This is a genomic window from Burkholderia sp. KCJ3K979, assembly GCF_016759955.1.
GTDB lineage: Bacteria > Pseudomonadota > Gammaproteobacteria > Burkholderiales > Burkholderiaceae > Burkholderia > Burkholderia orbicola.
The window spans coordinates 1-11,598 of record NZ_JACFYV010000208.1; the positions used below are offsets into that span (position 1 = coordinate 1).

Annotated in this window: 13 protein-coding genes; 5 read left to right on the forward strand and 8 right to left on the reverse strand. The window is 65.8% G+C overall.

Features of this window, described 5'->3' with window-relative positions:
* The 3 genes from H3O04_RS29115 to H3O04_RS29125 form a co-directional block, all read right to left on the reverse strand.
* Positions 1 to 772: hypothetical protein (locus tag H3O04_RS29115; RefSeq protein WP_202588996.1), on the reverse strand; the 772-nt coding region annotated here is incomplete at its 3' end.
* 73 nt (positions 773 to 845) lie between these two features.
* Complete coding sequence (locus H3O04_RS29120; RefSeq protein WP_023476751.1) at positions 846 to 1,541, reverse strand: hypothetical protein; 696 nt, start codon at positions 1,539 to 1,541, stop codon at positions 846 to 848.
* A gap of 263 nt (positions 1,542 to 1,804) precedes the next feature.
* Positions 1,805 to 2,059 carry a hypothetical protein gene (locus tag H3O04_RS29125; protein WP_202588997.1) on the reverse strand — a complete coding sequence of 85 codons (255 nt, stop codon included), beginning with the start codon at positions 2,057 to 2,059 and terminating at the stop codon, positions 1,805 to 1,807.
* A gap of 147 nt (positions 2,060 to 2,206) precedes the next feature.
* On the opposite strand from H3O04_RS29125, the gene H3O04_RS29130 reads away from it, so the two are divergent.
* The 3 genes from H3O04_RS29130 (at position 2,207) to mctP (ending at position 5,112) form a co-directional block, all read left to right on the forward strand.
* A complete protein-coding gene (locus H3O04_RS29130; RefSeq protein WP_124464043.1) occupies positions 2,207 to 3,124 on the forward strand; it encodes a spermidine synthase in 918 nt (305 codons plus the stop codon).
* 198 nt (positions 3,125 to 3,322) lie between these two features.
* Positions 3,323 to 3,565: a DUF3311 domain-containing protein gene (locus tag H3O04_RS29135; RefSeq protein ID WP_006478185.1), complete on the forward strand. Its 243-nt coding sequence runs from the start codon at positions 3,323 to 3,325 to the stop codon at positions 3,563 to 3,565.
* A complete protein-coding gene (gene mctP / locus H3O04_RS29140; RefSeq protein WP_124477462.1) occupies positions 3,562 to 5,112 on the forward strand; it encodes a monocarboxylate uptake permease MctP in 1,551 nt (516 codons plus the stop codon). Before H3O04_RS29135 ends, mctP begins: the two co-directional genes overlap by 4 nt.
* A 98-nt stretch (positions 5,113 to 5,210) precedes the next feature.
* Here mctP and H3O04_RS29145 read toward each other — a convergent pair whose 3' ends face one another.
* From H3O04_RS29145 to H3O04_RS29165, 5 genes are all read right to left on the reverse strand, one after another.
* Positions 5,211 to 5,666, reverse strand: a complete 456-nt coding sequence (locus H3O04_RS29145; RefSeq protein ID WP_023476748.1) for a VOC family protein — start codon at positions 5,664 to 5,666, stop codon at positions 5,211 to 5,213.
* 241 nt (positions 5,667 to 5,907) lie between these two features.
* Complete coding sequence (gene tal / locus H3O04_RS29150; protein WP_012328950.1) at positions 5,908 to 6,861, reverse strand: transaldolase; 954 nt, start codon at positions 6,859 to 6,861, stop codon at positions 5,908 to 5,910.
* Positions 6,862 to 7,042: 181 nt separating this feature from the next.
* Positions 7,043 to 8,254: a benzoate/H(+) symporter BenE family transporter gene (locus H3O04_RS29155; RefSeq protein ID WP_125381057.1), complete on the reverse strand. Its 1,212-nt coding sequence runs from the start codon at positions 8,252 to 8,254 to the stop codon at positions 7,043 to 7,045.
* 55 nt (positions 8,255 to 8,309) lie between these two features.
* Complete coding sequence (locus tag H3O04_RS29160) at positions 8,310 to 9,485, reverse strand: vWA domain-containing protein (protein ID WP_006478190.1); 1,176 nt, start codon at positions 9,483 to 9,485, stop codon at positions 8,310 to 8,312.
* 27 nt (positions 9,486 to 9,512) lie between these two features.
* On the reverse strand, positions 9,513 to 10,355 hold the full coding sequence (locus H3O04_RS29165; RefSeq protein WP_027806662.1) for an AAA family ATPase: 843 nt from the start codon (positions 10,353 to 10,355) through the stop codon (positions 9,513 to 9,515).
* A gap of 244 nt (positions 10,356 to 10,599) precedes the next feature.
* Here H3O04_RS29165 and H3O04_RS29170 point away from each other — a divergent pair, with 244 nt between their 5' ends.
* Positions 10,600 to 10,959 (forward strand): c-type cytochrome, encoded by a 360-nt coding sequence (locus tag H3O04_RS29170; protein ID WP_006478192.1) that lies wholly within the window; start codon positions 10,600 to 10,602, stop codon positions 10,957 to 10,959.
* Positions 10,960 to 10,999: 40 nt separating this feature from the next.
* A complete protein-coding gene (locus H3O04_RS29175) occupies positions 11,000 to 11,359 on the forward strand; it encodes a c-type cytochrome (RefSeq protein WP_006478193.1) in 360 nt (119 codons plus the stop codon).
* The last annotated feature ends 239 nt before the right edge of the window (positions 11,360 to 11,598 follow it).

An 11,598-nucleotide genomic window follows, 5' to 3' on the forward strand; every position in this document is an offset into this window, starting at 1 on the left:
CGGCCGAGACGATGCGACTTTGTGCCGCGACGAGTTGATCATCGGTGGTCGCCACCAGCCACAGCCGTGCATGCTCCTCGATCCGGCGGTTGTGGTCCTTCAACGGCCCCAGCGCGGCAGCGGCCTTCCAGACCACCGGGCCGATTCGGCTACTTCTGCCCGACGGCGCGCCTACCAGCAGGCAGTAAGGTCCCAGCGGAAGCGAGACGAACGGAAGTGCCGGACTGGCGATCACGCGCCAGTCGATGAAGGGGGTGTCGCTGATCAGCAGCGGCGTGGGCAAGCCGTAGAGCACACTGAAATCGTACAGCGCCAGCTGTTCTCGCATGCCGACGTAAATTCGCCGGATGTCGTCGACGACCGCCGCGCGGATCTCGTCCTCGAACATCGGTTCCTGCGCGTAGCGGGCCCATGCCTGGCGAGCCTCCCGTTGATACGCGCTGAACAGGCCGATCTCCACGCAATCCTGCACCGCGCGCTGAACCTCCGCCACGGAGCCGGCTTCCCCGGGCGTGCCCATCTGCGCCGCCCGCAAAAAGCGGGCAAGTCCGGCATCGTGGATCGCGGGACCCTCCGCGGACGTGTCGTCCTCAGCGTTCTTGCCCAGCGGCACGTAGGTATATTGCTCGGCGGCGAAATGCGATTTCTTGCCTTCGTCGAACTTGATTTCGCGATCCACGCAGTCCAGATAGCGCGTCCCGATTCGACCGTGCTCCCAGACCCAGTTTTTCAGGAACGGACGGAGTGGATGCAGTCTGTCGTGATCGGCCATCGAGCCTCCAAGTTTTCCCGGTATGAGCCACGCGGGCAACCCGCCGCACACTCCGCACCGTCACGGGCCCGTGCTACAGGGCGAGCGTGCCCAGCTCCTCATAAGTACGATGCAGCCAGACCTTGACGCGCTGCCGTTCCAGCAAGCCGAGCCCCGTGGCGGCGCGGTCGGGATGATTGACCGCCGCCCAGAAGCTCGCGCTTTGCCGATCGATCTTCTGCATGGTCGTATCGGGCAGGCGGCGCAGCGTAATCACGCTGGCGCCAAGGGCTTCGGCCCGCTCGCGTTCGCCGGAGGCCTCCAGAATCTCGAAGCGATCGCCGCGGACTTCATTCAGCACCAGCACCAGCTTGATTCGTCCGCCGAATTCGTCGAGCCATTGCCGCAGCAGATCGACCGAATCGCGTCCAGTGTCCATCACGTGCCACCACGTCAGCGTGAGGCCGTGTTCCTTGGCGAAGTCGACTACGTCCGAATCGTCGAGCCACTTGGCGAGCGACTGCCGCGTCTGGGCCGCGAGATCCACCAGTATGCGCCGTTGCGGATCTTCGAGCGCCGATTCCATGACCGGATCGAGGCTGTCATGCTGGTCGAGCACGGCGGGCGCGGCAAAATCGGCATAGAACCGCAGGAGCGCGCCGTGCGATCGGTCGGTATCGAAGCCCACGAAGGACATGCTCCGATCGATGAAATACTGGGCCAGCACGCGGGCCGCGAGCGATTTGCCGACGCCGCCTTTTTCCCCGCCAATGAAGTGGATGTGACTCATGCTTACGAAATCCCGTGTAATGGAGCAGGTATGGCCAGAGCGGATATTGGCAGGCTTCGATGACGTTACGGCGCAACCGGTCCCGTCGAAAGAAAATGCATGCGCGGCACCAGCATGCTGTCTGGCCAACGCCGGTGTCAAACTGAACAAAATGGCGTCCCGTTCCGGCGGTTGCCGGGCCCGGTGCGCGGCGAGCCGACGCTGCATGCACCGCCGTACGACGCGCGGTCGTCAGGCAGCAAAAACGACTTCGATGTGTCAGCTCAATCGTCGTTGCCCCATCGCCACCGGGGCTTCTCGCCCTTGAGCCAGCACACCGCAGTCAGCAGCGCGACCAGCACCACGAGGCATGCCCCGTACGCCACCGGCGACCGATGCGGCGGCACGAGCCATGCACTCGCGATGACGCCGATCGCGAACAGCAGCAGCACGATCCAGCCCTGCCACGCGACCGGCAATCCCCATCCCCAGCCGTAGCGCTTCGCCGGAAACCAGATCTTCTTGTCGTGCGAGGTCATGCGCTCTCCTGTGGGTCCGCGAATGCAGCGTAGCGCCGACGGGATTCGACGTCACGCGTGGCGGGGCACGCGTCGGCGGCCTCCGCCTCCCACCAATGCTATCCTCTCGTCCGCTCATCCAGCGTCACCCAGCGAGATTCAACCATCATGACCCGACTGATCAAGCGCGCGTCCGCCGAGGCACGCGCATTCAAGCAACGCAAGCCGTCCGCCTACAACGGCTCCGAAAAACTCCAGCCGCCGCGCGTGAAGCGCCGCCCTGACATCGACGAACACGACGACGTGCCGGTGCTCGAAGCGCCGCGCAAGCCGCGCTTCGCGCCCGTGACGTTCTCCGAAGAAGGCGGCGTGCGCTTCCTGCACTTCGGTACCGAGTGGGTGCAGGGCGCGATGCGGATCTCGAAGCCGCTGCATATCGAGCTCGAATACGCGCAGCAGATGATGGCCTGGCTGCTGTTCCTCGAAACGCCCGAGCGGATCGTCCAGCTCGGGCTCGGCACCGGCGCGCTGACCAAGTTCTCGCATCGTTTCCTGCCGCACGCGAAGGTCGAGGCCGTCGAGCTGAACCCGGCGGTGATCGTCGCCGCGCGCACGATGTTCGCGCTACCGCCCGACGACGCGCGCCTCGCCGTGCACGAAGCCGACGCATGGGACTTCGTCAACGACCCGGCCAACCGCGGCACGGCGGGTGCGATCCAGATCGACCTGTACGACGCGACCGCGCGCGGCCCCGTGCTCGACAGCGTCGCGTTCTACCGCGCGGTGCGCGGCTGCCTCGCCGATGCCGGCATCGCGACGATCAACCTGTTCGGCGATCATCCGAGCTTCGTGCGCAACATGAAGCACCTGAATGCTGCGTTCGACCACCGCGTGATCGCGCTGCCCGAAGTGCACGACGGCAACCGTATCGCGATCGCGTTCTCGGGCCCCGCGCTCGACGTGCCGTTCGCCCAGCTCGACGCCCGCGCGAAGCTGATCGAGGACACGCTCAAGCTGCCCGCGCGCAAGTGGGTGAAAGCTTTGAAAGCAACGGACGGCGCACGCGACACCGCGTTCTCGATCTGACGCAGGAGGCGCCGGCGCAAGCCGGCGCATCCCAGTGACAAGGGGCGGATCACCTCGGGTTCGCCCCTGCTTGACCGCGTACTCGCGGCTCCTATACTGGCGCGAAGCCAGGGGAGCCGCAGCCTACCCGTTTCGCCGCTCCTCTCGGTGCCGTACCCGCTCAACAAGATCGATAACCGGGATAGAAGAGGAGACGTCATGGCTCACGATGCCGACGCCAACCGGGCCGCGAAGCGCTGGCTCTGGCTGCTGGTACTGCCGTTGATCGCGATGGTCTGGGTGCCGTCGTACAGCAAGATCGAACCGCAATGGTTCGGTTTTCCGTTTTTCTACTGGTACCAGTTGCTCTGGGTCTTCATCAGCGCGGTGATCACCGCGTTCGTGTACTTCAAGACCAAGAACGCGTGGAAGGCGAGCGGTACGCAAGGAGGTGCGCAATGAATCTCGGCGCGACCTTCGTCTTCGTCCTGCTGTTCATCGGCGTCACGATCATCGGTTTCCTGGCCGCGAACTGGCGGCGCGGCGATCTCGCCCATCTCGACGAATGGGGCCTCGGCGGACGCCGCTTCGGCACGATCGTCACGTGGTTCCTGCTCGGCGGCGATCTCTACACGGCCTATACGTTCGTCGCGGTGCCCGCGCTCGTGTTCGGCGCCGGCGCGATGGGCTTCTTCGCGCTGCCGTACACGATCCTGATCTATCCGTTCGCGTTCGTCGTGTTCCCGAAACTGTGGAGCATCGCGAAGCGGCACGGCTACGTGACGGCCGCCGACTTTGTCAACGCGCGCTACGGCAGCCGGATGCTCGCGCTGGCGATCGCGGTGACGGGCATCGTCGCGACGATGCCGTACATCGCGCTGCAGCTCGTCGGCATCGAGGTGGTGATCGGCGCGCTCGGCTTCGACACGACCGGGTTCGTCGGCGACCTGCCGCTGATCATCGCGTTCGCGATCCTCGCCGCCTACACGTACACGTCGGGGCTGCGCGCCCCCGCGATGATCGCGATCGTGAAGGACGTGCTGATCTACGTCACGATCGCCGCCGCGGTCATCGTGATCCCCGCGAAGCTCGGCGGGTTCGGGCACATCTTCTCCGCCGTGCCGCCCGCGAAGCTGCTGCTGAAGGCGCCCGACGCGATGAGCCTGAACGGCTACAGCGCATACGCGACGCTCGCGATCGGCTCGGCGCTCGCGCTGTTCCTGTATCCGCACTCGGTCACGGCGATCCTGTCGTCGTCGTCGGGCAACTCGATCCGCCGCAACATGGCGATGCTGCCCGCGTACTCGTTCGTGCTCGGCCTGCTCGCGCTGCTCGGCTACATGGCGCTCGCCTCCGGCGTGAAGGACATGCCGCAGTACGCGCCGTACTTCAAGGCATTCGGCCCGAACTTCGCGGTGCCCGCGCTGTTCCTCGAGTACTTCCCGTCGTGGTTCGTCGGCGTCGCGTTCGCGGCGATCGGCATCGGTGCACTGGTGCCGGCGGCGATCATGTCGATCGCGGCCGCGAACCTGTACACGCGCAACATCCACCGCGAGTTCGTGAACCGCAACATGTCGCACGACCAGGAGACGCACGTCGCGAAGCTCGTGTCGCTGATCGTGAAGGTCGGCGCGGTCGCGTTCATCCTCGGGCTGCCGCTGACCTACGCGATCCAGCTGCAGCTGCTCGGCGGGATCTGGATCATCCAGACGCTGCCGGCGATCGTGCTCGGCCTGTACACGCGCGTGCTCGACCATCGCGGCTTGCTGGCCGGCTGGGCGGCCGGCATCGTCTGCGGCACGTGGATGGCGGTCTCGCTGAAGCTGGCGAGTTCGATCTTCACGATCCACCTGTTCGGCCTCGCGATTCCCGGTTACGCGGCCGTGTGGTCGCTGATCGTGAACCTGGTGGTGTCGGTGGTCGTGAGCGTGCTGGTGCGCGTGATCGGCATGGCGCATGCGGAGGATCGCACGCGGCCGGAGGATTATCTCGACGTCGTCGAGGGTTGATACGGGCCGTGCGCGGCCGCGTGCCGCGCACGACGCATTGCCGGCTGCCCGGCAAAGGAAACGCCCGCCACCGCAAGGTGGCGGGCGTTTCCTTTGCGTCAGCCCTGCGCGCGTTTCGCGAGCGCCTCGCGCTGCGACAGATCCTCGACGTTGACCATCCAGTGCACGCCGAAGCGATCCTTCGCCATCCCGAAGCCGAGCGCCCAGAACGTCTTGCCGAACGGCATCGTCACTTCGCCGCCGTCGGCGAGCGCATCGAACAGCTTCTGGCCTTCCTCGACCGTCGCCGGGTTCAGCGACAGCGAATAGCCGGCGTGCGCGGCGCCCGCCGGCTGGCTGCAATCGCCGTCCGAGCACATGATCATCGAGTCGCCGATCGTGAAGCTCGCGTGCATCACCTTGTCGCTCATCTCCGGCGACATCGGGTAATCGGGATTCGGCGGGGCGTCCTTGAAGTGCATCTTGAACATCGTCTTCGCGCCGAGTGCCTTTTCGTAGAACTGAAGGGCTTCGTCGGCACGACCGTAGAACGTCAGGTACGGTTGAACTTGCATCGTTGTCTCCTGGAATGAGCCGTGCCGGCGCGTCGGCGCCGGCGTGGCGTCGTGCAAGATTGACTGGGGGAAAGGGCACATCGGGAGGCGGCCGTCGCACCCGTGACGTGGATTGTAGTGCGCGCGCTTGACGATGGAATGAAAAATAAAAACGGCCGCGAACATCATGTTCGCGACCGTTTGCAGCGCTTGCTGACGGCTGTTGTCAGTCTTGCTGACAGCCGCTGACGCGTCGTGCGGCTCAGCGCAGCGCGTCGATCAGCTTCTCGAGCTTCACCGCGTCGGCGGCGAACACACGGATGCCTTCGGCGAGCTTTTCGGTGGCCATCGCTTCGTCGTTCAGTTGGAAGCGGAACGACGCCTCGTCGATCGCGACGCGCTCGGCCGGCTTGTCCTGCAGCGTTTCCGGGGACAGCTTGCGGGCGACCGTCTCGTTGCTCTCCTGCAGCTTCTGCAGCAAATCGGGACTGATCGTCAGCAGGTCGCAGCCGGCGAGCTCGGTGATCTGGCTGGTCGTGCGGAAGCTCGCGCCCATCACTTCGGTCTTGTAGCCGAACGTCTTGTAGTACGTGTAGATGCGGCGCACCGATTGCACGCCCGGATCGTTCGCGCCGCCGTCGCGCGCTTCATTCCATTCGGCGCCGGCCTGCTTCTTGTACCAGTCGTAGATGCGGCCGACGAACGGCGAGATCAGCTGCGCGCCGGCTTCCGCGCACGCGGCGGCCTGCACGAGCGAGAAAAGCAGGGTCATGTTGCACTTGATCCCTTCCTTCTGCAGCACCTCGGCCGCGCGGATGCCTTCCCACGTCGACGCGAGCTTGATCAGGATGCGCTCGCGGCCGACGCCGGCTGCTTCGTACAGCTTGATGAGCTCGCGGCCCTTGTCGATCGAGCGCTGCGTGTCGAACGACAGGCGTGCGTCGACCTCGGTCGATACGCGGCCCGGGATCAGCTTCAGGATTTCGGTGCCGAATGCGATCAGCAGGCGGTCGATGATGAAATCGGTGCTTTCGTTGCGATGATCGCGGACGGTTTTCTCGAGGATCGGCTTGTACGCATCCTTCTGGACGGCCTTCAGGATCAGCGACGGGTTCGTGGTCGCGTCCTGCGGCTTGTATTGCGCAAGCTGCTGGAAGTCGCCCGTGTCGGCGACGACGGTCGTGTACTGCTTCAGCTGGTCGAGTGCGGTAGTCATGGCGATTCGGAAGAAGAGCGCGGGGCGCCGGGTTCTCACGGGCCGCGCGAGCGCGGCGGCGAAGCGAAGCGGCGCCGGGCGCCGCTTCCGATCCATCATTTTAGGCCCGATTCGTGTCGCGCACGTTTTGGCGTGCCGGGCGGGCGCGGCGGCGCGCGCCGCGGCAGGCGGCCGAGCCGCGTCACGCGGGGCGCCGCGCGTTCAGGATCACCTGCGTGACGACCCCGGCGACGAGCCCCCAGAATGCCGAGCCGATCGACAGCAGCGTGAGGCCCGACGCGGTCACCATGAACGTGACGAGCGCCGCTTCGCGCTGCTTCACGTCCTGCATCGCGTTCGCGAGGCCGCTCATGATCGAGCCGAACAGCGCGAGCGCCGCGACCGACACGACGAGCGCTTTCGGCAGCGCCGCGAACAACGCGGCGATCGTCGCGCCGAAGACGCCGGCGACCAGGTAGAACGTGCCGCACCACACGGCGGCCGTGTAGCGCTTCGCGTGGTCCTCGTGCGCTTCGGGGCCGGTGCAGATTGCGGCCGTGATCGCCGCGAGGTTCACGCCGTGCGAGCCGAACGGCGCGAGCAGCAGTGACGCGAGGCCGGTCGTCGCGATCAGCGGCGACGACGGCGTCGAGTAGCCGTCCGCACGCAGCACCGCGATGCCCGGTACGTTCTGCGACGCCATCGCGACGACGAACAGCGGAATGCCGATACTGACGATCGACGCGATCGAGAACGCGGGCATCGTGAACACGGGCTGCGCGAGCGCGATGTGGAAGCGGCTGAAATCGAGCAGGCCGAGGCCGCCGGCTACCACTGTGCCGACGATCAGCGTCGTCACGATCGCATAGCGCGGCGCGAGGCGCTTCACGATCAGGTAGGTGAAGAACATCGCGAGCACCAGCGCGGTCTGGAACTGCGCGGCGCGGAAGATCTCGATGCCGATCTCGAACAGGATGCCCGCGAGCAGCGCGGCCGCGATGCCGGCCGGAATGCGCTTCATCAGCGTGTCGAACAGGCCGCTCACGCCGACGGCCGTCAGCAGCAGCGCGCACACGACGAACGCGCCGATCGCCTCGGGGTAGGGCACGCCGGGCAACGACGCGATCAGCAACGCGGCGCCGGGCGTCGACCACGCGACCACGACGGGCGCGCGATAGCGCAGCGACAGGCCGATCGTCGTCACCGCCATGCCGATCGACAGCGCCCAGATCCACGACGAGATCTGCGCATCGGTGAGGTGGGCGGCGCGGCCGGCCTGGAACATCAGCACGAGCGAACTCGTGTAGCCGGTCATCATCGCGACGAAGCCGGCGACGAGCGCGGACACGGACGTATCGGCGAAAAAGCGGCGGCCGCCGGCGCGGCCGGCACTCGCGGTGGACGAAGGGTTCATGCTCTCTCCGGGGCGGCCGCTCGGATGCGGCCTGTATATCTGCGAGTGGGTGTCGTTACTTGCTGAGTGCGCGCATCGCGGTTTCGAGGCCCGCGAGCGTGAGCGGATACATGCGATGGCCGAGCAGGTCGCGGATGACCGCGACCGACTGCCGGTACTCCCATAGTCGCTCGGGCTCGGGGTTCAGCCATGCATGATGCGGAAACTGGTCGGCGAGACGACGCAGCCACACGGCGCCGGCTTCCGGGTTGTTGTATTCGACCGAGCCGCCGGGCTGCAGCACTTCGTACGGGCTCATCGTCGCGTCGCCGACGAAGATCAGCTTGTAGTCGGGTGTGAACTTGTGCAGCACGTCCCACGTCGCGGTGCGTTCCGCGTGGCGGCGGCGGTTGTTCTTCCACAGATGGTCGTACACGCAGTTGTGGAAGTAGAAGAATTCGAGGTGCTTGAATTCGGCCTTCGCGGCCGAGAACAGCTCCTCGGTGCGCTTGATGTGGTCGTCCATCGAGCCGCCGACGTCCAGCAGCATCAGCACCTTCACGTTGTTGTGGCGCTCGGGCACCATCCGCAGGTCGAGCCAGCCCGCGTTCGCGGCCGTGCTGCGGATCGTGCCGGGCAGGTCGAGCTCCTCGGCGGCGCCTTCGCGCGCGAAGCGGCGCAGCCGCCGCAGCGCGACCTTGATGTTGCGCGTGCCGATCTCGACCGAATCGTCGTAGTCGCGGTAAGCGCGTGCTTCCCACACCTTCACCGCGGTGCGATTGCCGTTCGACGGGCCGCCGATGCGCACGCCTTCCGGGTTGTAGCCGCCGTGCCCGAACGGCGACGTGCCGCCCGTGCCGATCCATTTGTTGCCGCCTTCGTGGCGTTCCTTCTGCTCGTCGAGCAGCGCCTTCAAACGCTCCATCAGCTTGTCGAGCCCGCCCATCGCTTCGATCTGCGCCTTCTCCTCCGGCGACAGCTCGCGCTCGAGGCGCTTCTCGAGCCAGTCGAGCGGGATGTCGAACGCCTCGGACGGCAGTGCGGACACGCCATGGAAGTACGCACCGAACGCCTGGTCGAACTTGTCGAAGTACTGCTCGTCCTTGACGAGCGTCATCCGCGCGAGGAAGTAGAACGCGTCGATCGACGGCGAGATCAGCCCGGCCTTCAGCGATTCGAGCAGCGTCAGGTATTCCTTCACCGAGACGGGCAGCTTGGCTGCGCGCAGCGCGTAGAAGAAATTGAGCAGCATGGCCGGGCCTTCGCGGGTGAGGGAGGATTACCGGTTGTGCCGGTTCATGTAGACGAGCCGCTCGAGCAGGCTCAGATCCTGCTCGTTCTTCAGCAGCGCGCCCGCGAGCGGCGGCACGATCTGCTTCGCGTCCGCGCCGCGCAGCGCGTCGGCCGGGATGTTCTCGGCGAGCAGCAGCTTCAGCCAGTCGAGCAGCTCGGACGTCGACGGCTTCTTCTTCAGGCCCGACACGCCGCGCAATTCGAAGAAACTCTCGAGCGCTGCGCGCAGCAGCTCCTCGCGGATGTCGGGGAAGTGCACCGCGACGATCTTCTGCATCGTCGACGGATCGGGAAACTGGATGTAGTGGAAGAAGCAGCGGCGCAGGAATGCGTCGGGCAGCTCCTTCTCGTTGTTCGACGTGATGATGACGAGCGGGCGGTGCTTCGCGCGGACCGTCTCGCGCGTCTCGTACACGTGGAACTCCATCCGGTCGAGCTCGCGCAGCAGGTCGTTCGGGAATTCGATGTCGGCCTTGTCGATTTCGTCGATCAGCAGCACGCTCGGCTGCTCGGCGTCGAACGCCTGCCACAGCACGCCCTTGACGATGTAGTTCGCGATGTCCTTCACGCGCTCGTCGCCCAGCTGCGAATCGCGCAGCCGCGACACGGCGTCGTATTCGTACAGGCCCTGCTGTGCCTTGGTGGTCGACTTGATGTGCCACTGCAGCAGCGGCATGTCGAGCGCGGCGGCCACTTCCTCGGCCAGCATGGTCTTGCCGGTGCCGGGCTCGCCCTTGATCAGCAGCGGGCGTTGCAGCGTCAGCGCGGCATTGACCGCGAGCTTCAGATCGTCGGTGGCGACGTAGTGCGAGGACCCTTCGAAACGCATGGCGACGCTCTTCTTCATCGGGGAAAAAACCCAGTATAAGTCAGAAGGGCTGTCCGGGCGGGCCGCGCCCGCGTATCGTTGCAGGGCTGTGGCGGGGCGAACCGGGGCGCCGTATGGACGCGTTCCCCGCCGACGCGGTACAATCTGGCCGTTTTTTTTGGCCTGCGTGGCGACCGACAAGCAAAACGGCGCGGGCCGTTGCCGCTTCGGCGCCAGTTTCCCCTCAAGCTAGGTTACAAGAGCTATGAACAAATTCGTCGGCAAACACGTCGTTGTCGCAGCGCTCGTGGCGCTCGCGGGCAGCGCGCAGGCGGCCGGTGTGGTCGGCAACCCGAAGGACGGGGCGAGCAAGGCCGCCATGTGCATCGGTTGCCACGGCATCCAGGACTACCGCGCGGCGTACCCGGAGGTCTACCGGGTGCCTGTCCTCGGCGGCCAGAACCAGCAATACCTCGAGAACGCGCTGAAGGCCTACCGCAAGAAGGATCGTCACTTCCCGTCGATGAATGCGATCGCCGGCTCGCTGACCGACCAGGACATCGCGGATCTGTCGGCGTACTACGCCGCCCAGAAGGCCGACACGAAGGACAACCCCTACAAGTAAAGCGCGCGCCGCCGATCTCTCCGGCGGGACAGGAGCATTCATGAACAACGCATTCAAGACGGCGGCGGTTGCACTGGCGGCCGGCCTCGCGATCGGTACCGCGCACGCCGCGGACATCTCGAAGGGCAAGGAACTGGTCGAATCGCACAACTGCGCGGCCTGCCACGGCGCGCAACTGAACAAGCCGATCAACGCGGAGTACCCGCGCCTCGCCGGCCAGCACGCCGACTATCTCGTGTGGGCGATGCGCCAGTACCAGATGGGGCTGACGAACCCGTTGATCGGCCGCAACAACGCGATCATGCAGGCGCAGGTACAGAACCTGTCGGTCAGCGACATGAAGGACATCGCGTCCTACATCGAGTCGCTGAAGGAAACCGACCTCGTGTTCAAGAAGTAAGCGCGACGGGCCTCACGGGCTCGCGCAGCAAGAATGCCCCGCCTCGGCGGGGTATTTTTTTGTCCGCGGCCCGGCTGTCCGCAGCCCGGCGCGGCGGGATGTGCCGGGCCTGCGCGCTTGTATGTTCAGTACTGACCAGTACGGTAAAGTCTGGTGGTAGCCAGACGAGACCGTGCAGTTTGCCCCGCGCTTGGGTGTTGGAGCCCGTGACTGAGTACAAAACGCACGGTTGCCGTGCT

Coding starts and splice junctions, on each gene's coding strand:
- H3O04_RS29120 (WP_023476751.1), bottom strand. CDS start 1,541: ATGAGTCACATCCACTTCATTGGCGGGGAAAAAGGCGGCGTCGGCAAA.
- H3O04_RS29125 (WP_202588997.1), bottom strand. CDS start 2,059: ATGACCTCGCACGACAAGAAGATCTGGTTTCCGGCGAAGCGCTACGGC.
- H3O04_RS29130 (WP_124464043.1), top strand. CDS start 2,207: ATGACCCGACTGATCAAGCGCGCGTCCGCCGAGGCACGCGCATTCAAG.
- H3O04_RS29135 (WP_006478185.1), top strand. CDS start 3,323: ATGGCTCACGATGCCGACGCCAACCGGGCCGCGAAGCGCTGGCTCTGG.
- mctP (WP_124477462.1), top strand. CDS start 3,562: ATGAATCTCGGCGCGACCTTCGTCTTCGTCCTGCTGTTCATCGGCGTC.
- H3O04_RS29145 (WP_023476748.1), bottom strand. CDS start 5,666: ATGCAAGTTCAACCGTACCTGACGTTCTACGGTCGTGCCGACGAAGCC.
- tal (WP_012328950.1), bottom strand. CDS start 6,861: ATGACTACCGCACTCGACCAGCTGAAGCAGTACACGACCGTCGTCGCC.
- H3O04_RS29155 (WP_125381057.1), bottom strand. CDS start 8,254: ATGAACCCTTCGTCCACCGCGAGTGCCGGCCGCGCCGGCGGCCGCCGC.
- H3O04_RS29160 (WP_006478190.1), bottom strand. CDS start 9,485: ATGCTGCTCAATTTCTTCTACGCGCTGCGCGCAGCCAAGCTGCCCGTC.
- H3O04_RS29165 (WP_027806662.1), bottom strand. CDS start 10,355: ATGCGTTTCGAAGGGTCCTCGCACTACGTCGCCACCGACGATCTGAAG.
- H3O04_RS29170 (WP_006478192.1), top strand. CDS start 10,600: ATGAACAAATTCGTCGGCAAACACGTCGTTGTCGCAGCGCTCGTGGCG.
- H3O04_RS29175 (WP_006478193.1), top strand. CDS start 11,000: ATGAACAACGCATTCAAGACGGCGGCGGTTGCACTGGCGGCCGGCCTC.